Annotated in this window: 16 protein-coding genes and 3 pseudogenes; 9 read left to right on the forward strand and 10 right to left on the reverse strand. The window is 61.7% G+C overall.

The annotated features are described in order from the left end of the window. The first annotated feature begins 47 nt into the window (after nucleotides 1–47). Nucleotides 48–743, forward strand: a complete 696-nt coding sequence (locus tag M3A49_RS10920; protein ID WP_266228695.1) for a response regulator — start codon at nucleotides 48–50, stop codon at nucleotides 741–743. Here the strand turns inward: M3A49_RS10920 and M3A49_RS10925 are convergent. The 4 genes from M3A49_RS10925 to M3A49_RS10940 all read right to left on the reverse strand — a co-directional run bounded on the left by M3A49_RS10925 (nucleotide 740) and on the right by M3A49_RS10940 (nucleotide 9,102). After that, nucleotides 740–979 (reverse strand): hypothetical protein, encoded by a 240-nt coding sequence (locus M3A49_RS10925; protein WP_266228696.1) that lies wholly within the window; start codon nucleotides 977–979, stop codon nucleotides 740–742. The two genes, M3A49_RS10920 and M3A49_RS10925, sit on opposite strands and share 4 nt — an antisense overlap. Nucleotides 980–1,102: 123 nt before the next feature. Beyond that, nucleotides 1,103–1,381 carry an ATP-binding protein gene (locus tag M3A49_RS10930; RefSeq protein ID WP_266228697.1) on the reverse strand — a complete coding sequence of 93 codons (279 nt, stop codon included), beginning with the start codon at nucleotides 1,379–1,381 and terminating at the stop codon, nucleotides 1,103–1,105. A 28-nt stretch (nucleotides 1,382–1,409) separates the two neighbouring features. Then, on the reverse strand, nucleotides 1,410–6,185 hold the full coding sequence (locus M3A49_RS10935) for a GMC oxidoreductase (protein ID WP_266228698.1): 4,776 nt from the start codon (nucleotides 6,183–6,185) through the stop codon (nucleotides 1,410–1,412). A gap of 28 nt (nucleotides 6,186–6,213) precedes the next feature. Continuing rightward, nucleotides 6,214–9,102 carry a hypothetical protein gene (locus tag M3A49_RS10940; protein WP_266228699.1) on the reverse strand — a complete coding sequence of 963 codons (2,889 nt, stop codon included), beginning with the start codon at nucleotides 9,100–9,102 and terminating at the stop codon, nucleotides 6,214–6,216. A gap of 1,035 nt (nucleotides 9,103–10,137) precedes the next feature. Here M3A49_RS10940 and M3A49_RS10945 point away from each other — a divergent pair. Further along, the gene (locus M3A49_RS10945; protein WP_416338946.1) at nucleotides 10,138–10,341 is read left to right on the forward strand and encodes a GMC family oxidoreductase; all 204 of its coding nucleotides are present in this window, start codon (nucleotides 10,138–10,140) and stop codon (nucleotides 10,339–10,341) included. A 98-nt stretch (nucleotides 10,342–10,439) separates the two neighbouring features. Here M3A49_RS10945 and M3A49_RS10950 read toward each other — a convergent pair. Further along, nucleotides 10,440–10,903 (reverse strand): annotated as a pseudogene (locus tag M3A49_RS10950) ((2Fe-2S)-binding protein). 543 nt (nucleotides 10,904–11,446) lie between these two features. Here M3A49_RS10950 and M3A49_RS42670 point away from each other — a divergent pair. From M3A49_RS42670 to M3A49_RS10970, 5 genes and pseudogenes are all read left to right on the forward strand, one after another. Further along, nucleotides 11,447–11,584: pseudogene (locus tag M3A49_RS42670) on the forward strand (FAD-dependent oxidoreductase); the annotation flags it as partial. Between the two features lie 157 nt (nucleotides 11,585–11,741). Then, complete coding sequence (locus M3A49_RS10955) at nucleotides 11,742–12,503, forward strand: NAD(P)/FAD-dependent oxidoreductase (protein WP_266228700.1); 762 nt, start codon at nucleotides 11,742–11,744, stop codon at nucleotides 12,501–12,503. 1,236 nt (nucleotides 12,504–13,739) lie between these two features. After that, nucleotides 13,740–14,423: a hypothetical protein gene (locus M3A49_RS10960; protein WP_266228701.1), complete on the forward strand. Its 684-nt coding sequence runs from the start codon at nucleotides 13,740–13,742 to the stop codon at nucleotides 14,421–14,423. Nucleotides 14,424–14,832: 409 nt separating this feature from the next. Next, on the forward strand, nucleotides 14,833–15,204 hold the full coding sequence (locus M3A49_RS10965) for a YciI family protein (protein WP_028207700.1): 372 nt from the start codon (nucleotides 14,833–14,835) through the stop codon (nucleotides 15,202–15,204). Continuing rightward, nucleotides 15,201–16,469 carry an RNA polymerase sigma factor gene (locus tag M3A49_RS10970; protein WP_266228702.1) on the forward strand — a complete coding sequence of 423 codons (1,269 nt, stop codon included), beginning with the start codon at nucleotides 15,201–15,203 and terminating at the stop codon, nucleotides 16,467–16,469. The genes M3A49_RS10965 and M3A49_RS10970 overlap by 4 nt, the downstream gene beginning before the upstream one ends. A gap of 265 nt (nucleotides 16,470–16,734) precedes the next feature. Here M3A49_RS10970 and M3A49_RS10975 read toward each other — a convergent pair whose 3' ends face one another. The 3 genes from M3A49_RS10975 to M3A49_RS10985 are packed head-to-tail and all read right to left on the reverse strand — an operon-like array spanning nucleotide 16,735 to nucleotide 17,631. After that, nucleotides 16,735–17,010 carry a hypothetical protein gene (locus M3A49_RS10975; RefSeq protein WP_266228703.1) on the reverse strand — a complete coding sequence of 92 codons (276 nt, stop codon included), beginning with the start codon at nucleotides 17,008–17,010 and terminating at the stop codon, nucleotides 16,735–16,737. Between the two features lie 49 nt (nucleotides 17,011–17,059). Continuing rightward, a complete protein-coding gene (locus M3A49_RS10980) occupies nucleotides 17,060–17,398 on the reverse strand; it encodes a type II toxin-antitoxin system RelE/ParE family toxin (protein WP_266228704.1) in 339 nt (112 codons plus the stop codon). Continuing rightward, the gene (locus M3A49_RS10985; RefSeq protein WP_266228705.1) at nucleotides 17,395–17,631 is read right to left on the reverse strand and encodes a type II toxin-antitoxin system ParD family antitoxin; all 237 of its coding nucleotides are present in this window, start codon (nucleotides 17,629–17,631) and stop codon (nucleotides 17,395–17,397) included. Before M3A49_RS10985 ends, M3A49_RS10980 begins: the two co-directional genes overlap by 4 nt. Nucleotides 17,632–18,737: 1,106 nt before the next feature. Here M3A49_RS10985 and M3A49_RS10990 point away from each other — a divergent pair. Then, nucleotides 18,738–19,211: pseudogene (locus M3A49_RS10990) on the forward strand (transposase); the annotation flags it as partial. 26 nt (nucleotides 19,212–19,237) lie between these two features. On the opposite strand, the gene M3A49_RS10995 reads toward M3A49_RS10990, so the two are convergent. Beyond that, nucleotides 19,238–19,825: an NAD(P)H-dependent oxidoreductase gene (locus tag M3A49_RS10995; RefSeq protein ID WP_266228706.1), complete on the reverse strand. Its 588-nt coding sequence runs from the start codon at nucleotides 19,823–19,825 to the stop codon at nucleotides 19,238–19,240. On the opposite strand from M3A49_RS10995, the gene M3A49_RS11000 reads away from it, so the two are divergent. Further along, nucleotides 19,824–20,108, forward strand: coding sequence for a hypothetical protein (locus M3A49_RS11000; RefSeq protein ID WP_266228707.1), 285 nt, complete (start codon nucleotides 19,824–19,826; stop codon nucleotides 20,106–20,108). The two genes, M3A49_RS10995 and M3A49_RS11000, sit on opposite strands and share 2 nt — an antisense overlap. Before the next feature lie 14 nt (nucleotides 20,109–20,122). Here M3A49_RS11000 and xdhC read toward each other — a convergent pair whose 3' ends face one another. Beyond that, nucleotides 20,123–20,638, reverse strand: coding sequence for a xanthine dehydrogenase accessory protein XdhC (xdhC, locus tag M3A49_RS11005; RefSeq protein ID WP_266228708.1), 516 nt, complete (start codon nucleotides 20,636–20,638; stop codon nucleotides 20,123–20,125). Between the last annotated feature and the right edge of the window lie 47 nt (nucleotides 20,639–20,685).

Raw genomic sequence — 20,685 nt, forward strand, 5'->3', positions numbered from 1 at the left:
CGACCTGGAGGGATACGGATAAGATGCAATCGACTGGAGAGGCGCCCATGGACAACCTGTATTTCCGCCACGTACTACTCGTAGAGGACGAAGGCTTGAAACGAATCGCGATGAAGAGCCAGATTCTGACCTCAGAACCGACGCTCGACATCGACGAGGCCGGCTCATATGCCGCCGCTGTCGAGCGGCTGCAGAACAAGGCTTACGACCTGGTTTTTCTCGACTACCAGATCGGGGGCGATCACACCGGGCTAGACCTGCTGCGCTGGCTGCAGGAAAACGAGCGTGCTGCGCGTGTGGTCATGCTGTCCGCGCAGGACGACCGCGAGACCGTGCTGGAGTGCATCAAGAATGGCGCCGGCGGCTTCATCTCGAAGGCCAGCGAGAAAGGCGGTGCGGTGTTCAGGGAAGCGCTGCAGGCGATTCTGAATGGACGGGTTTTTCTGCCGAACAGCGTGCTCGGCAAAGGCGGCCATACCCCGCAGTCCCCGGGCCCGAGCAAGGGCATTCCGATCGACTCGCTGAACCTGACACCGCGCCTCGCACAAGCCTTGGGTTTTCTCCTGCAGGGCATGTCAAACAAGGCCATCGCGCGAAAGATGGATATCACAGAGAACACGGCGAAGGAGTACATCAGCTATCTGCTGAGCCGCTTCAACGTGTCGCGGCGCACTTTCCTGATCGTGGAAATGGCGCGGCGCGGCGTTGAGATTCCCACCGTCGCGAGCGCTCCAGCGGTCTAATTCGCCCGGGTCGATGCCTCCGTCAATTCGAGCATGTGCTCAACCAGCACGTCAGGAGACAATGGCTTGCTGAGCACGCCGCGCTCCGGCAACGCACGCTGCGTGCTTGCCATGGCGTTACCCGTCACCACGAGGCACGGCACCAGACGCGCAATGTGCTCGCCCATCAGACGGATGACGTCGCGTGCGGTCGACGTCTCCGGCAACCGGTAGTCGCTGATGACGAGGTACGGCATACGCCGCAACGTTGCTGCAGCGGAGGGTGATATCGCCGCATTCGGGAGCGATAACGGATCCGCTACCGGCATGCAGACCGAGAAGCGCGACCCTCGATCGACTTCAGTTCGAGATGGTGTCCCTCAAGCAATGACATCACCGTATTCACGATCGACAAACCGAGTCCGAGCCCTTTCTTGCGGTCCCGCTCCGGGTTTCCGAGCTGCACGAACGGCTGAAAAGATCGCCTCCCGATGCTCCGGCGCGACTCCTATGCCGTTATCGAGAACGTCTAGCTGCACATAATTCCGCATGCGTAGCAAACCCACAATCACCGCACGGCGACCCGCTTTCGCCGGATCGCTCATGTCGATAACGGGGAGAATCGTGTTGACCGCACTCGGATCGTTGTGATCAGCCATGAGTGAACTCCTGGCGTTCGTGTCGATTTCAGGGGTGGGCGGTGAAGACACTCATCCCCGTGCTGTAACCCAGCTCGCGATAGGCTTCCCACTGACTGTCGCTGAAGAACTGGTCCGCCGTGGTCTGCTGGGGAAAATCGCGGTAGTTTTCCGCGTATGTGCTTACGTCGGTGGGCGTGCCGATGCCCACGCTCGGCTTGACGTACAGCATCCAGCTCGGCCGGTCGGGCTGGTTGGAGTAGGTGATACAGGCAAGCGCGGCGCCGCGCGAGCCATCGCGCTGCAGTTCCGAGAACGTACCAATCGCTTCTGGATCGAGCAATGGCTTTATCCAGTCTGGCAGTTTCGGCTCATGTGGCGCGCGGTCAAAGGCGCTCCAGCCGAATCGGCGTCTCGGAAGTTTCGCACGCACGGCGGCCGGATCGATCCAGGTGATCGTCGCGCAGAAGTCGTAGCGCACCTGCCTCGTCAGCAGTGCGAGCGATTCACAGCGGTAATCCGGGTCCGCGGCCGCGTCGACAGCGACGATGAAGGGCAGTCTGCGGCGGATCAGCTCGTAGATGCCCGTATTGTCGAAGTGTCCGCCATCGCTCAGATACCACAGCTTCGCGGAAGGCCCCTCGAAATATGCACGCCATTCGTCAAGCAGCTTGGCCTGCAGTGTGAAGATGATCGAGGGTAGTGACTTGATCACGCGCCAGCCCCCGCGCCGATATTGTCCCGGCCGCCCGCCTGCTGGAATGCCGCTGTTCCACCAGTAACCGATCCGGACATTCAGCAGGCCGAGCAGCAGCGATTCCGCGAGCTTCGTGTTGCGGCCAAGACCGGTCGATGCGGCGGCGCCCGAAATCGCCATCCACTGGCCAAGGCTGAGCCGCTCGACATCGACCTGCGCGCCGCTGGATTTTACGAAGGCGTGAAACGCGTTGGGATCGGGCTCCACTCGCACCGCGGTGACAGGCGCGAAGCGCACGGAAGTCGTCGCGTCGCGCGCGCCCCAGAGGGCGTGAAAGCGCCTGCCCGCGCTGATGCCGGCGGGCCCGACACACATCGGCATGCCCTTGTCGTCGCGCAATTGATTCCCGGAGAGCGGGTCGACCGTGTTATTCAGGCACGAGCAGACCAAATGCAGCGGGCCACCATGTCTTTCGGGATGGTAATCGTCGAACATGACGTCGTCGCCCAGATCGCTCACTCCCACCGGAACAGGCTTGCTGGTGCCTGGCGGATTCACGCGGGCATCGTTGGACGCGCCCAGATAGGTCCGCACCAGCTTCTGCGCGTAGCTCTGCTGCAGGGAGGACAAGTTGAGAAAGAGCAGCACGCGGCCCTTCACCGCCGAAATGAGCAACGCGGCAATCACGCAGTAGCGCGCAGTCGTCGGATCGAGGCCGAAGACCAGATAGACGAGCACATCGAGGAACAGGAACAGCACGAATGCCAGCGCAAAGGCGAAGAGCGCAAGCAGCACCTCTTTCACGAGGCCGCTCCCGAGAGTCTTTCCCGCTTCTGGCGCTGGCGTCGTGGCCGTTTTCGCCTGACGCTTCAACACGCTCGCCGCGATCCCCCGTAGCAGCACCAAAACCGGCGCGACACCAGCAAGGGACCAGGTCATCGCACGAAACTTGCATGCCGGAAGGAATTGCGCGAGCGTATCGACCACCACAAATAGGGCGGTCACGACGAAACCGAACAGCGCCACGCCGAGCAGCCGGGTCAGCCGGTTGCGTATCACGATGGTTCCGCCCTCGGGCTGCGCCGTGCCGGGATCAAGCGGCGGCGCACTCGCGCCGGATGACACGGGTTTGGCGACGAACAATCCGGCCGCCTGCTGCTCGAACCACGCGAGCAGAAGCACACCGAGCGCGAGGGCGCTCCAGCCTCCGATGTCGGGTAGCGTTAGTCCATAGATCGCGCACCCGATCATCACGAGCCACACTGCGAAGGGCAACCACAAGCGCCAGTCCCATTTCGGGCGCCGCCTCATGGTAAGCCAGTAGCCGATGGAAGGCGGCAACATGCCGATCACGACGAACCACAGCGGCAGCCGCCACCAGGCCGACAGCGTAACACCGTACCATTGCGGCGGCGCGCTCTCGCACACAAGCGAAACGACGCTGACCTTCGAACAGTCGAGCGCGAACCAGTGCAGCGTGCCCAGCACGCCAAACAACAGCGCACCGATCCATACATGCACCGCCGCGAGGTTGCGCAGGATGACTACGATGTCGAACAACACGTCGTGACGGCCGCCGCCCACGAGATATTGCGCGTTGTAACGCAGCCACTGGATTGTCGACGAGCCCAGATTCGTGAGCGTGCGTTCGACGCGGTCCGCGGGTATCTGGCGATCCTGGTCCGGCATCTCCGTAAACAGCTTGCCGAGAAATGACGCTATATAGCCGCCCCCCGAGACCGAGGACATGAAGTCGATATCGCGCAGGCGTCGCCGGCTCGCGAGCGCCTGAAGAACGCCTAGACAGAAGGTGGCGCTGCGCACGCCGCCGCCCGACAACGCGAGGCCGACCGTGTCCCCTGGCAATCGCGCGCGATCCGCATTGGCCGCCTCCTCCCATGCAGGCCGCGCAGAGTCCCGGCGCTCGCGCACCGCCTTCGCTTCGACACTCTCGAGCTCGCGTGGGTAGTTCTCCGAGTCGGCCAGCAGCACGTCGGCGGCCTTCTCACTGATCATGAAGGTAGGAGTCACGATGAAGTAGCCCGGAATGGTCGGAAAGACCGATGTGTCGACGATGCGCAGACCCTCCACCCCATGCACGCGGAACTTGCTGTCCACCACGGCATACCGGTCCTGGAGGTCGCGTGGATTCTTGCACCACGGATCGTAGCCAATCCGGCAGGTGCCGCATGCATGATGCCCCCACGCTTCGTCCTTGATCCACTGACGCAGCGTTGGCGAGCAATCGGGTTTATCGACGCCCGGCTGGACCTCGCAGCTGAACGCGCTAACGTGGCCATTGATCTCGCGGATGCGCTTGATCGCGTCGCACAGGGAATCCACGTCGCTCGTGCAGTCTTGCGCGCCCTCACTCGTGTCGTCGAACGAGTGAAAGTTGATTTCCGGCATCTGGAACGGATCGCCACTGAGCAAGCGAACCGTGCCGTTGTTGTTGTTCGTATAGGCCTTGAGAATGACCCAGCTCCATAAATTACGCGTCCTTTCGCTCGACGTCATGCTCCGGCACAGCAACTGCTGCGAATAGTCCCAGTAGTAGCCCCGAAACGCGACCGGCAGCCCGAAGATGAACAGATCCGGGTCGCTGCGCAAACAGGCGCCGTTCGCGGACGACATCATCATCGCGAGCGCGCCGCCGTTGGTCGAGTAAAGGCCAGTCTGGTCGGCGAGCCACTGGAGCAGCATGGGGTCTTTGGCGTCGCCCGGGTCGAAGGTCACGCCGTCAAGTGTGGAAAACGGCTCGCTCGCCTCGCTGATTACGCTGACTTCATAGCGGTCCTGAAGATTGCGGCCGACGCCCGGGAGATGCACGACTGGCCCGACAAGCGCTCCGTCGCGGTCGCGCGGTCCGTCAACTTTGCCCTTCAAATTCTCCGAGTCGCCAATACCGCTCAGCATGAGCAGTTGCGGCGTGTTGAATGCGCCACCGCATACAATCACTTCGCGCCGGGCGAACACTTGTTGCGTAACGGGCGTCCCGTCCTTGCCGGCGTACTTTGGGCTGGCCGCATAGAGGTAAGGACCGATGCGGACTTCCACGCCAATCGCGCGCGGCACGCCGCTCTCGCTCCTCTCGAACACGATCCGCGTAGCATGCGCGGGGTTCAGGATCACGAGCCGGTCGGGGAATTCGGCCATGACGTTGAGCAGATGGTCGCGCAGACCGCAACGGCGCTTGCCGTCGGTGCCGATCGAGATCAGCGAAACGTGGGCGCGGCTCTGGATGTCCGGCGAGCGGACATTGGGGTCGAGGAACTGCAGAATCTGAAACCGGGCGAGCGCGCGGCCGAACATCGAGGCCGCGTTGCGATTCGCCAGCGAGGCGAACAGCACGTCCTTGAGCACGCCGACAAAGGTGCGGTCGCCTCGAACGATGGCGGCGATCACGAACGGGTCGATGAAACTCGTTTTTTGCCAGCCCGCGGAACCGTGGCCGCCGGGATCGATCTGGCCGCGCGGATCGAGCTTGCGTGCGGTCCATTCCAGAAACCTGAAAAGGAGCCCCAGTGTTTTGCCAGCGAAGGTCCGGTAGACCGAGTAGTAAAGACAGTTCTCGATCTTGGCGAAGTAGCCCTGCATGTTCTGCGAACGCCACGAATCGTCGCCGGTGTATTCGGCAATGCGATCCCAATCGGCATCATTCGGGCGAATGATGATCATTGCGTGGTGCGACGTGCAACCGCCAATGGCCGCCGCGCGCGGATAGAAGATGCCGCCCTGCCCTTGCCCATCCGTTGCCGCGCTAGGGTCCTTCGCGCCGTCATATTTCGGATCGGCTTGCTGTCGGGCCGTACTCGTGTAGTGGCGCACCGAGAATTCCCAACTCATGTCCGGGTCTTCAGTCGCGCTGGCATGGAAGGCGGGCACCGCGTACACCTGGCGCATCTGCTGTTGCGCGAGATCGGGAGCGCCCCGCGTCATCGGCTGAGCCCGCGCATCGGGCTGCGCGACGGCGGGGTCGTTGCCTGCCTCGATCAGCAGAACGCGGCGCCCGTTGAGCGCAAGCCGTGCGGCGAGCGGGCCGCCGCCCGCGCCCGATCCCACGATCACGTAATCGAAGGGCGTGGTTTGCGGATTCCTGGCTTGCCACAGCGGGTCATCGGGGTCCATCGCAGCTCCCGTGGACAAAACTGACAAGTCAGAGCGTTTCGAGGAAAGCCTTCAATTGCCGCTTTTCGTCGTCGGTAAGCGACTCGCCGAACCAGTGACCCCGGTCCAGCACGAAGTCGGGACACTTGCTCGCTTTGAGCAGCGCCGGGCCGGCCTCCTGCTGGAATTCGTCGAGCGCCCTGAAGCTGCCATCCTTCGGGTCGTCGCGACGCACCCGCAGCACCCCGCGCGTGAGCCCGGCCACCGCACTGAGGAGATCGAACGTGGGTGCGTCGGGGTTGATGTTCATGAGGAGATTCACCGGCGTGCCGCGCGGAATGGGACCGACGTTAATGCCAATCAGGCGGCCATCGAGGAAGGCCTTCCCCACGCCACCCATAACGACGAAAACCACGGCGCTAACTGCGAAGAACGCACGCGCCCAACGCCGCGCATTGGGAAAGCGGAAGAACGCGGCCGCAAGCCCCAACACGACGAGAGGAATGACCCATAGCCATGGGTAGATCGCGGCCACGCCCGAAACGTGCAGCAGCGTCGCGAGCACCGCCACGAGCAAAGTGAGCAAACCGCCTGCGAGGCGCGGTTGCCCCACGAAAATCATCACGACGGCAATCAGTGCTAGCACCAGCCACACATAGATGAACAGGAAAGGTGTCATGTGTTCGCCCACTATGCCGGTGATGAGCGGCTTGATGAACCTCGGCGCAAAGTCGATATATGAATCCTTCGTCGTCCTGTAGATAAAGCCGACGTCCCGGAAACCCGGTTGATCGGCTACGCCTGCCGCCGCGAACGACCGGCGAAAGTCCCCGCGCAGCGCGCTGCATTCCAGGCTCTGGTCAGCAGGGTTGTCGCGACAGAACTCCTCCTTTTGCGCGGGATAGAAGTTCACGCGCTGCGCCGCGCCATGCGCGAGCGTGCCAATGACAGCACGCTTGCCATTGTTGAGCAGCTTGTCGATGGCGTCGTCGTACGCCTCGAGCCGGCCCTCCACCGACGGCTTGCGGTTATAGATGCCTAGTGCATTGTTATGTAGCAATGGTGCGGTCGCCCAGACGCTCACGAGCGAGGCCGGCCGGTAGTAGCCCGGGCCGCCGCCAGGCGGCGCATATTCGTCGTTGTTCCCCCACTTGTCGACGGCGCTCGTCTTGCTGAACGGATTGAAGAAGTGAACGAGTCCCACCGCAGGCAGGGACTTGTACGTTTCCGAAGAGAAGTTGTCCCAGACCTGGCCGCGCATGCCGTTGGTGCCCACTGCGCGCTGCGAATTGCTGCCGACGAGGGTGATTGGCACACGCACATCCGTCGAGAGATAGTTATTTTTCTCGAAGAAGTCCTGCCCTCCGTCCGGCTGTGCCACGATGTACTTCTGAAGCCGGTCCACATAGGCGAGCCACGGCTTGCTCAGCTTGAACGCTTCCCAGTCGGCAAAGTCCATGGGCAGCGTAATTCCGCCCTGGTTGCCCGCGTTTGCGGTGCGCCATTCGCGTGAAAATGTGATTTGCAGATCTGGCGGCTGCCTGCTCGAATGGCAGATCGCGCAATTGCGGATGAACACCTCGCGGCCTTTGCCGCTATCTTCCTTGTTGGCATTGATCCGCGCGAGCGCCTCCTCGGTCGAGGCCAGCTTCATCGGCTGGGCTATCGTGGCGCCAGATTGCGTGACGTAAGTAAAGAGGGCCTCCAGCTCTTGCACGCGAAAGGCTTCAGTCGTATTCCAGTAGACCGACTTGGCCTTGATGGTCGCGATATCGAACGGCCGCTGCGGCTTGAATCCGACGATCGTGTTCTGCACCATGCGCCATTGCTCCGAATAAGCGCCAATGTTGAGATACACCCGCAATAGCGCGCCTTCGATGCCGATGCTGTCGGCGCCATCGAGCAACACGCGTGGCGTGTGGCGCGGGTCGAGCGTGAAAACGGGGGCATCCTCGATACCCCGCAGCATGAGGTTGCTCCTGCCTTGCTCCTCGGGTGGGTTGATGGCGGCGCGCTCAAGGCGCGCGTTCACTTCAAAAATCGCGTTGATCGTGTTCGGATTGTTGATGTGGTCCGTGGCCACGAGTGACGTGTCGATGGTCCCCGGCTGCTGGCTCGCGACGAACTGCCAGAGGAAGCTATCCGGCGTCTTCAGGTTTGTGAAGGCGTTCGAGGGTAGCCAGTACTGGTTACCAATCATGCTCGACATCTCCCCCCACTCGGGATACTCCGTACTTTGCGGCGACACGAGCGGATGCGGACCGACATGGCAGAACGAGCACGCCATGCTCACGCGAAATGGCCGTACAAGCAAAGGGTCCGCGTGAAAGTCGGCGTCCTTGGGATCGGTCGAGTAGTATCTCGCGCCATTATCGCTGACGACCTGCTCCTTCCAATGCTCGCGTGCTTTCTCCGCGGCTGGCGACTTGCCGAAGAAGTCCGGATTCGGAAATAGCCGCAGCCCCACGACGCCGGAAGGATAGCCGTAGACGAGCGGGTCGACGCCATCGTCGCCGAGTTGAGCGATTGCCTGGTCATACAGCGCGGGGTCGCCGACCTCGAAGAATGTCTGGTGATCGTGCGCCGCGTCCTTGGGCATGGTCACACGCTCGACAGGTTTTCCGTCCGCGCCGACGTCATTCTCCGGCGCGTGCATTTTGATCTTGTCGCCGTCGGGTCCATCGATATAGAGACCCAGCCCGGTCATCGGCGTGTCGCGCTCCACCATGCCAGGCTGATTGATCAGCCCGCCGTCCCTGAAACGATGTGTCCTGTTCTTCGAATTCAGCAGGACAAGAAAGTCCGCGATGCCGTACCCGTTCTCCTGGACCCAGCCCCAAAACGCTTCATTGCCCTCGCCCCACAGCATCCAGGTGTTCTGCCCCATGATGGCTGAGCGAGCGCCCTTCGGAACGGTCTGCCCGTCGAACCAGTCCATTGGTCGCGGCTTGGGGTCGTCGCCAACGACGACCTTGTCAACCTCGCTGAAAATGTTGCGCGTCTCCGTCGGGAAGCACTGCTCGTTACGCGGAAACAGGCGTACGCCACCTGCCGTTTTCGTGGCCCTGGCTTCGTCGGGTGGAGCGCCCTTCTCGACCTCGCCCTCCGGCGGGGCATCCCTATCGAGCGTTGGCGCGATCGACGCAGCCGGATAGCGTTTGATCGCATTCTCCAGCTCGGTCGCATCAGCCTCACACGTTGCGTTAGCCGCCGATGCAACGTGATTGCACGCCGCCGGCTTTGACGCCGCTGGCGGGCAGCTCGACGCTGCGCACGCCGCCGGAGCCAATGCAGACGCTCCAGCGGCATTCGCCGCTCTCCATGCCAAAAGGCAAGAAGCGACCATTAGCGCACCCACTAGCGCGGGCCGCAAAACACGGTGCTGCTTCGCCAACACAGGTCGTTCGCTTCGTGAACTGCATAGTGAACGCATGGACGCGCCCCCCTGAAGGTGCGAAACCCGAGGCGCGATGGCTTCAGTGTTGCTCCCGCAAAGCGAGGTGCCGTGGCGCGCGCGGCCGGCACCCTCCGGCCGCACTCTCGAAACGCCCAATACCGCAGCCCGATGGCGGGCAGTCTGGCCCGCTCGTGTACTGGCGTCATCTACATACGTTGTCCGATCGTGAGGAGAATATAGGCGACGCCTATCGAATGTCAATTATGTTCCACTGGTTCGGAATCCTCCTCATTAATCAATTCTCACAAAAGCCACGGAGAGGATGCGTCAACGATGCAGACTGACTCGACAATGCGGCCAAGAAGCCTCTGCGCGCATCTCTTGCGCTGCACCCTCCAACTATCCGTAAAACCCCAACATTTACGCCAATGCGCAAAGCATATTCGTTGTTGAGACACCCGGACAACCTGTTCGCCCGGCCAATTGCAGCCGCAGCGACCAGGTACTTCGTGGATTGCCTTGCGAATACGGGAAAATGTGCCACAGTCAGCATTCAATACCTTTCATGGCTAGCTGATCACCCCACATCCGCTAGGCGGCTGCAACATGGGCCCCACGAAAGCGGATGGCGTAGTGAATGCCAGCGGTAAAGTGTTCGGCTACGAATGTCTGTACGTGATGGACGGCGCGGTCATTCCGCGCGCGTTAGGGCCGAATCCGTCGCGTACGATCGCCGCGTTGGCTGAGCGTAATGCGGCGCTGCTGATCGCGAGCGCTTAAGTTACATAGGCAATGAACCGTAATGTGCCAACTTCGCAGGCTGCTTGAGCGCCGGTGATTCAGCGAGACTCATCTGCGGCGCCTTCTTACGCGTCCACTTACGGCCGCAGCGACTCGGCCGCCTGGTGGATTGCCCTGCGAATCTGGGGAAACGCGCCGCAGCGGCATGCGATGCCCTGCATGGCATCGTTGATTTCGCAGTCGGTCGGATGACGATGACAATAATGCAACGCCGTTGCGGCAACTAGTTGCGCGCTTTGACAATAGCCGCACTGCACGACATCGCATTCGATCCATGCCTTCTTTAGCGCGCGAGCTTCCGGACTCTCCAGTCCTTCAATCGTGACGACTTCCGCCTTGTCGATGGCGCATATGGGTATCTGGCACGACTGAAAAGCTACGTTATCGATCAAGACCGTGCAGGCACCGCAAACGCCAATACCGCAGCCGAATTTGTTCCCGTCAGTTTTGGTTCGATTTCGCATCGGAGTGCCCAGAGCAGGGGAGTTTCGGGGGCAGAATGCATGACAACGGTTTTTCCGTTGATACGGACTGACACCACGTATCAGCTCCGGAAGGCGCTGGCGGATCAAGAAGTGGAAGGTGCCGAACCCGGTTCCCTGTGAGTGCGAAAAGCGCATTCGCTACGGCAGGCGCAATGGGCGGCGTACCCGCTTCGCCAACGCCTTGTGGTTCAGTACCACACTGAAGCACTTTTGTGCAGATCTCAGGACAGGTCGACATATTGACGAGTGGAAATTCAGAAAAATACTAATCGATCACGCAGTGAACTCGCGTAACCCGAAAGGTGTCGCCACGCCGCTCCACCTCCGCAACCTGCGCTACCACGCTGCCAAACGCTTCGCGCATTGCCATGCCTCTGGCCGTTGTTCCATCACCCTTCGGCCGGCTCTGCCACCTGGAAAAATCCATGAGTGTTCGCAGTAACTCCCGGAAGATGGCGCGAAGCCGGGCCAGCACGTGCCCGGTCGCTTGCGCATTCGCTATGGGGGGGCCGTCCGTTGCGACGCGACCGAAACGCAACTTGTCGGCAACGTTCTACGATGCGCGCCGGGTGCCAAGGCGCTCGCTCTGTATTGGACAAATGAGTCCGGATGACGTTCTGGTAATTGGCGACGGACCTGCCGGATGTGCTGCGGCAATTGTTGCCGCCGATGGAGGGTGCGACGTCATGCTGTTGGGCCGCGGTGTGTCGCTTGCCGAACCGGAGTGTGTACCGAGCAACGCGTTGGGTTTGCTCAAGCTGCTTGCGCCCTCCCTGATCACGCAGACCGATACATGGCTCGACGCAAATTCCGGATTCAACCGCGGTCGCGCGGCTATACGGAGCCGGCTAGACGACGGCTTGCACATTGCCGTGAAGAAGGCCGGAGTAACCTATGCGCGCGCGCGTCGATCCGATGCTGCCTTGCGTCGAAAACGGACGCATCATCGGTGTGGGATTCGGAACTGCCGAACAGAAAGCCCGCATCGTCATCGACGCAACCGGAATCACCGGTTGCCTGCGTCGCGGGCTCGCGCTCGCTGAGTCCGTCGATTCGGCACCCATCTGGCTACGTCGCGGCTTCGCAAGCGGATGCTTGCCGCAAAACGATGCCGTTTGGCAGATCACGCAGGATGGCTGGCTCTGGCTACGGCCGACATCAACCCAGATCATCTGGACTTCCTTGTCCGCACGACGGTGCAAGCCCATTGCATTGGGTCGGGGCATTTCCGCGATTGGCACCGTCTGGCAGCAATGCAGCCGCTGGCGCCATCTTGATCAGGCAGCTGGCCCCGGTTATTTCGTCTGCGGCGACGCGGCGGGGTATCTGGACCCAGCGTCAGGGGATGGCCTTCGGTTTGCGATCGAATCGGGCATACGAGCGGCAACGCTTGCTGCAGATGTTTTAAAGCATCCCGGCAGGTCAAGCCTTGCCGCTGCGCTCTATTGCGACTGGGTTTTGCAGGACTACCTCGTGATGAGAGAGGCGCTGCAGCAAGTTTATAGCCGCGCGAATCTTGATATCTGTTGCAGCCACCACGACGACATGATTATGGCTCCAGACAGGCGGGCCAACAGTGAGCCGCCGCCCCTGAACCATGCCGTGATCGTCGGCAAACGCGAGGGTAGCGGCTGGTGCCCCCGCGAGAGCGACTGACTTCTGTGCTTTGTGGATTCAACCGGTGGATGCAACACCACTCACTGCTGGCGCAACCTCCAACCTGTTGCATCCACCGGTTGAATCCGCACCGATAACCCGTCGTTGGGCAACGGTACGGAATGACCTGTTCTCCCCAATAATCGCCCTTAGGCCTACCACGGCTGGCGGAATAGCAACGGGGCGCGTAGCTCGCCAGCTTTCACACCGCCCCTACTCTCGACCTTCTGGGCGTCCGATGCCTGACTACGCTGCAGGCGGGCGGATCACCGCCCCCCCGACATGCACGAGACGCCGAGTTGTTCGCCACGCGAATCTTGACACTACAGATCGAATGTTTGCGACTCGAACGGCCAACAAGACTGTTTTCCATTGAGCGATCCGACAGTGACGATATCGCCGCTGCTCTGAAGTACGACCCCCGCGTTCGCCGATGCGACAGTCGAGCCACTCTGGACGTTTATCGAGTTCGAGCATCAGGCCGTTCGCGCTAGTGCCGCAAAAGACTGCACCATGAACTGGTTCTGATGTCGGTTGTATCTCAAGCACAAAACGCCAATCCATATGAGCTGCACCCAAAAAGTTCGACACCGATCCAACCTTTGCGGTGTTTTTTGGAACTTACGTGGGAACCGTACAGCGTTGAACGTCATGGCGCGCTTAACATCACCCCCCCAGCACAACATTCAGGATGACCATATAAGATCTATGAGGCATTGAATGCAGCGGCGCGTTCAACTTGAGGCAGATGCAGCTCTCGACGCTTACCTGAAGTCCGTGGTTCCCACCGGGCGTACTGACGCTGCGCCTCACCTGCGCGCTCGTCGAGCTGCACATCGCCGGCGCGAAGATCATCGTCGGCCGGGATCCCCTCTCTGGTCGCCCTTCCGCTACCCGGGTGGACTGGAGCCTTTACATCACCGTCTCATACAGGAGTCCACCATGTCTTCTAACCAGTGCTGCCTTCGCGGTTGAAAAGCGGAAACGCATATCCGTCATCGGGCTCCCCAAGACTAGCGGCTAAGGGGCGTAACCGTGATCGAACTGTACGCGCCCCCCACCAACAACTCACTCCCGTTCAGGCAAGTCGACAGGGATTGCGCCCTTTTTTTGCTTCAAAAGCGCTTGTCGGTCTCTGATGCCTAATAGGTATAATCGCCGCCCGGGTGGCGCAAAAATCAAACAAGGGGACATGTCGTGCGAGCGACAATGGCAGTGGTAATGGCAGTTGCGGCAATGAGTGTGACGACGGCGGCCGCGGCCTCCGTCGAGTATCGCGAACAATCGACGCCGCCGGATGTGTGTCACGGCGCCGTCGCGAAACGGACCGAGGCAACAGGTCAGATCGCGGTCGGCGCGGCTGCGGGCAACGCGTGTGTTTGCCAGCCTGCGGGCGCCGGACCGCGCGCCGCGGCAGCCCGCCCTGCACCGCCGTCGGGCGATCATAAAGACCAGGATGACGACGGAGCGCTCAAGGCGGGGGCAGCGATGCTCGGGCTTTGGCCGAAAGACTCCGGGAACCATACAGGTCACGTCGTGACCGGAAAGATTGTCCGCAACGTTCGGCACGAGCCGGTTGCTGCCGCGCACGCGCCGGAGGGTGGATCGCATCACGCGTTTAGCTATGGCCGTCGCGCAAACGTTTGGCATGCGCCGAGTACTGTCGCGCGAACGACAACGGACGCGCCGCCGCATCGCACTTCAGCCGGCAACAGTAAGGACGACACCCGGCATAAGCCGGTCGCTGGCGCGCGCCTGGCGGCAAAGATACCGCCGCACAGTGACGGCTCGCGACGTTCGCTCGCAACTGCCGCCGCTCATCCGGTGCCGCATCATCGCCTAGTGGTCGAGACGAAGCCGATGCAACCGAAGGTGCTGCCGAACTCGCCACGACGGGAATTGCCGCCCATTCTCAGTTGATACTGCATATAAACTGCGCAGAGATTCGCTCTCTGCGCTTCGTTTCGCGCAGCGGCACGTCGTGTGACATTCCCGCCAATCGCTCGATCTGGTCACGGCATGACGCATCGAGAGATCACCAGGCGTTCTCCGGGAGGATGTTCCTGCAGATACGTTTGGGAAACTCCGTTCATGCGCGTGCGCCGCACCTTCGCCCGTTGCCAGAGCACGTGTCGCCGAATGGCGCTGCGTGCATGCGAATCTGACAGGCCGTTAGTTGCGTTGAGTTGTCGACCCTTTGCTGCTGCCGCTCGACATCTGCCCTCCGCGATTTTTTTGATGCGCCTTGTCCGTCAGCATGACGTGCGAGCGTCATTATGATGGCGGCACGATGTAATTCATCCGCCTCAACCCTAAGACGGAGGCTCAAATGGAATACCTCTTGATGATCTATTCGGAAGAAAACGGCTGGAATCAGATGACCGACAGCGAGCGACAGCAAGGCGTCGCCGCTTATCACGCATACACCGAATCGCTCCAGAAAGCGGGAGCGCTGGTGGGTGCCAACCGGCTGCAGCACACGAATACGGCCACGACCGTGCGGCTGGTCGACGGCAAGCCGCAGGTGCTCGACGGACCGTACTCCGATTCGAAGGAGCAGCTCGCGGGCTACTACCTGATCGACGTACCCAACCTGGACGCGGCAATGGCGTGGGCGTCGCGGTGTCCAGGCGCGGCGCACGGCATCATGGAAGTGCGCCCGGTCTGGACCGCTCCGTACGATGCGCCATCTGCTGCATGAGCCAGTCCGGCGGCGGCCGTCACGCTGACGCCGCCGCACATTCCATTGCCGAGGCAGTCGCGCGCCGCAGTTATGGCAAGCTCGTCGCGCTGTTGGCGATGCGCACGCGCGACGTCGCCGCGGCCGAGGACGCACTCGCCGACGCGTTTGCAGCGGCGCTCACGGACTGGCCGGAGCACGGCTGCCCCGCGAGCCCCGAAGCCTGGCTGATGACCGTTGCGCGGCGCCGGGCGATAGATAGCGCACGCCATCGCCATGTCGGCGACGCAGTGGTGAACCAGCTCGCGATCCTCGCGGAAGAGATCGACGAGTGTGAACCCGGCGCGTTGCCCGACCGGCGGCTCGCGCTGCTCTTCGCGTGCACTCACCCTGCACTCGAGGCCGCGATTCGCACGCCGCTGATGCTGCAGGTAGTGCTGGGCCTGGAAGCGAAGACGATTGCATCCGCGTTTCTGATGTCTCCCGCCGCCATGAGCAAGCGCCTCGTGCGCGCGAAGACCAAGATCCGCGAAGCGGGCATTCCGTTCAGCGTGCCCGAGCGTGAGGAACTGCCCGGCCGGCTCGACTCAGTGCTTGAAGCTGTCTATGCAGCGTATGCGGAAGGTTGGACGGACCCGGTCGGCGGTGATACCCAACGGCGCGATCTAACCGACGAGGCGCTGTACCTTGCACAATTGCTCGTCGAACTGCTGCCCGAGGAACCGGAGACGCTGGGTCTGCTTGCGCTGATGCTGTTTGCGCAGGCGCGGCGAGATGCCCGACGCGATGCGGCTGGCGATTACGTGCCGCTGTCGGCTCAGGACCCGGCAACATGGAACGCACCGATGATCGACGCAGCCAACGCACTGCTGCGGCGCGCGAACGCGTTAAATTCAATCGGTCGCTTTCAACTCGAGGCCGCGCTGCAGTCGGCGCATGTGCATCGCTGCCGATCGCATTGCCCGAACTGGGACGAGATCGTGCAACTCTACGATGGGCTGCTCGCCATTGCAGCTTCGCCCGTGATCGCGGTGAACCGCGCACTCGCACTGGCGGAACGCGACGGCCCACAGGCGGCGCTCGACGCGCTCGCGCCGTATGCTGACGATCCGCGGCTGACTGACTACCAGCCATACTGGGCCGCACGCGCCAATCTGCTCGCGCGTGCCGGCGCTACGACCGAAGCGCTTGACGCGTACGATCTTGCGATTGGCCTCGAGCGCGATCCGGCCGTGCGCCGGTTCCTGCAGCGCAAGAAACGGGAGCTTGCATCGGCGAGCAGCTAGCGGCGCGAGTTGTGTGGCTGTTTCGCCCCAAAAAAGGCAGTCTGCAGCGTCTCTGAGACCCGAATGACAGTAGCGAGTTGCGGAACAACGATACAAGGAGCGCCGCGAAAGCGCGAATAGATCACGGAATCGACGAATCGTTCGATCGTGATTCTGGAATCCGAAATTAATTCCGCTTCAGCCCGCAAAATATTCAGGACGCCTTTAGGTATGTGACGCAACGTGTATGGACGCGCTGCACGATCGGTGAGCGGTACTCGAGAAATCAGCCGGCGCGCAGGTTGAAGAACCGGTGCAGATCGGCATCGTCTTCCGGGAAGTGTGCGCCACTCTCCTCCGTAGCAACCGCGCGGGACACCGCCACCAACAGGGCTCGCTCAAGCCAGTCACATTCCGCGCCGTTCGAGGCCAGCCAGATCTGTGCCGATACGATCAGGTGATTGGTGTGCAGCCATACGCCCTCGCGGGCGAACACAAAGAGTTGGCCGACCACGAGAAAGCACAGCAGTTCGGCGCGAGCTTCATCGTCAAGCGTTCTCACCACTTCCGCTCCATTGTGTGGGACGCTCGCGGGTACCGTTCAGTAAGCGTCAATGAAGCTCGCTGTCATCGTTCAATAGCCACGACGGGATATCGCGTTTGCCGTTGAGCACGCGCCAGACCTCGACGTAATCCTTGCGCTCAATGTAGAAGATCACATGCGGGTAGCGATCAAGTGGCCACGATCGCAGGCCTGGTATGTCCAACTCGTACGCGTAACGGGGAGATCCAGTTTTCGGATGTTTAGCGAGATGGGCGTAGGCATACTCGATCTCCGCAATGAATCCGAGCGCTGCCTGTTCCGAGCCTTCGTCTACGAGATAGTAGGTCAGCTCGTCCTCCACGTCCTCCCTGGCCAGCCTCGTCGGAACGACGGGCTTTGCTGTCATTTGCGCGACGTCCGCACGCGGGCGCGCAGCGATTCGAAGTAGTCGGAATCAACCGGATCCGTGAGCCCCGACGCCGCTCCCTGCAGGATAACTGCGCGCAGGCGCTTTCGATCCTGATCCTTACGGATGAGCTCGCGCACGTATTCGCTGCTTGTGCCGTAGCCGCACTCGCCGACCTGCTCGTCAACGTAGTCCTTCAGCGAATCGGGGAGGGAAATATTCATGGTACCCATGCAAATCAGTCTATCAGGTTTGGCAAATTTTGCCAAACCTGACGCGTGGTGCGGATGCGCCCTGATGGGATCGCATACCGGGTTACGGGAGGCAGTCGCGGTGCAAGGCGTCTACTATGGTGGGCAAGACCCCGGCCAGTGTGCATCCTCCCGCGGCGACATGAGCGCTCGCGTGCGTGCATTCGCGCAACACCTTGGCGACGCGCTGGAGAGAATCGCAGTGGCGTCTTGACGTCGCTACCGACGAGATTATCAATGCAGCGTCTGGACGCTGCTGATCGCCTCATCAGACGAGGCTTGATCAAGGATTGCGCACCGGAAGTCGAACTTGACGCGAAGGATCGCAGATTCAACCCGTGAGTCGCCGCGATAGCCTTTCAGACGAGTATTGATCGCCTCCTCGCCGGCAAGGTGCCTGCTCGACACTCTCCGGATCATCGCAACACGCGGCATCTGCATCACAACCCGACCACGCCTGGTACCACTGGTTGCGACACAGTGCGGGTTCGCATATGGCCGACGCCAACGTTGACCTGCGGCTCATCCGCGACAACCTGGTCTAGAGGCAAGCGCTCGCGCCTGCTCATACTTACGCGGCCTCATCGCGCACGCGTTGCAAAGATGCAGGCTCGCCGCCCCGCCCCGCACCAACGCAGGTCGCCAGGTCCAGCGGTCGATAAGGCCGCCCAACAGGCATGCGGATCTGTCCTTGTGCGATACGGTTGCGGGCGGTAGCAGCCGCTTTCCTGCCAGAATCCAGTTCAGCAAGCTGCTAGTGCGCTACGATCCACCAGGTTAGTTCTGGCGGGAAGAGCTTCTCGTAGTGCCCAATCGAAAATGCATCAACGCTCGCTTGCGCCGGACCGCAGCTTCGACCGAGCGCACATCATAGTCGCGATATGACAGACCGCCGCCTGCGGAACCTGACGCGCCAGCGGTCGTGACCTAGCCGTACAGTCCTGACTTGCGCTTGTCGGCATAAGCCGAGGCCCACCCAATACCAACGGTCCTTCGACACCGCTGTTGTGCGGTTGCTGCTTTGATTGGCGGATTCAACCGGTGGATGCAACATACTACAAGCTGTGCGAGCAACGGGAGTGTTGCAGATGAAACAGCGACGCCGGATTTACTGCACTGATACTCAGAAGGCGCTGATGTGGGAGCGTTGGCAGAAGGGAGAATCTCTCCAGAAGATCGCTCAGCTTTATGACCGGAATCACTCGGCGCAGATCGTTGCAGGCGAGCCACCGAGCTCCAGCGGCAGTGGTCACCGCAGCAGATTGCCGGGTGGCTCAAGGCGTGCGTACCCAGACAACAAGGACTGCCACGTGTCCCACGAGACTATCTATCGCAGTCTCTTCATTCAGGCCCATGGCGCCCTGAAGAAGGAGTTGCTGGAACACTTGCGGCGCACCCGGGCCATGCGCCGCTCGCGCCATCACACGCAAAAGACAGACGATTACGGCGGGATTCGCGACACGGTATCGCTCAGCGAACCTCCGGCAACAGTTGAAGATCGCGCGGCACGGGGCCACTGGGAAGGCGACCTCCTATGCGGCAGCGGGTGCAGCCAGATAGCATTGTCGGGAAATCAGATGCGTCTCGCTCAGCCGAAGCGCTCCATGGCTTTGCGGACCTTTCGCCTGAAGGCGTTGCGTTTTTCCGGAGTGGCCACGTTCATGTGGTAGTAGGGCAGATAGAGAATGCGGGCGCGCCCACCGGTGAGCAAATGCAAATAGCGCTTGATGACGCGACGCGGCGGGTCGCTCATGTACCAGGCAACGTAGCGGGGGCGTCCGTAGGTCACGACCGCTGCGATATGCTTGAGGTGCGTGAGGGCCGGCTTGACGTGCGTGGGATCGGTGACGTCGAGCGCCACCCCCGGGATCATCACGCGGTCGAAGAATCCCTTGAGCATCGCAGGCAGACCCATGCACCAGGTCGGGAAACAAAACACAAGCGCCTCGGCCCAGAGTAGCCGTTCGACGTAGCGTTGAACGGGCTGGCGGTTGATCCGGACATCGTGATAGTTCGACCGCTCTTCTTCGGAAAGGACCGGGTTGAAACGCTCGGCGTACAGGTCGCAATTGTCGACGTCGTGACCGGCGTCGCGGAGGCTCTGCAGGACCTCCCGGTGGAGCGCCGCATTGAAGCTGGTGGCAACCGGATGGCAGTAGATGACGAGAATTCGCATGCGCTGGCTGGATTCCGATATCGTGTTAAAGAAGGACGTCCGGACTTGGCCGCGGATCGCGCAACCGATGCTGGGACGAGCGAACGTTGTTTCCATACGTATTCAGGCAATTCGGGATGTGTCGTTTCCCCGTTGGCGCCATGTCCGCTGCCGGATTGTCAACGTCGCGGAATCGGGACGTCGCCGGCACAATCGGATCCGGCGTGAAACCGGTAGGTGGCCGGGCGGTACGGCCGGCATCGTCGTCATCGGCGCCGCGTTTCGGGAATCGTCGCCAACGTGACACGAACGAGGCGCTCACGTCTTTGTGCGCATTTGCAGCAGCTCCGCGGACACCGCCACCGCGATCGAGCCGGGCGCCTTGTCAGCGATGCCCGCGATGCCGATCGGACACACCATCTCGTGCATCCTCGCCGGATCGATACCGCGTGCCACGAGCCGCCGCTCGAACTTCACGCGCTTCGTGTGTGAGCCGATCATCCCGAAGTACGCGAAGTCGCGCCGCCGCATGATCCGCTCGGCCAGCGCGAAATCGAGCGCGTGGTTGTGCGTCATTACGAGGAAGTGCGCGCCCGGAGGCGCTTCGTCGACGATCGCCTCCGGCGTGTCGGTTGGCTCGGGCTGCACGTTCGGCGGACATTCGTTCGGTAACAGCTCGTCGCGTGTGTCGACCCATAGCACGACGCACGGCAGCCGGCCGAGCAGTGTCACGAGCGCATGGCCGACGTGCCCCGCGCCGAACAGCACGACGTGCATCGGCACGGGCGTGCCCGTCGCGCGGTTGCGCCGGCCGGTCCGTTGGGCGATTGTCATGTCAGGGCGCTCCGATCGTCCCAGGCGTCCTGACTCCCCCTCGAGGG

It is taken from the genome of Paraburkholderia sp. CNPSo 3076 (assembly GCF_026343935.1).
GTDB classification, from domain to species: domain Bacteria; phylum Pseudomonadota; class Gammaproteobacteria; order Burkholderiales; family Burkholderiaceae; genus Paraburkholderia; species Paraburkholderia nodosa.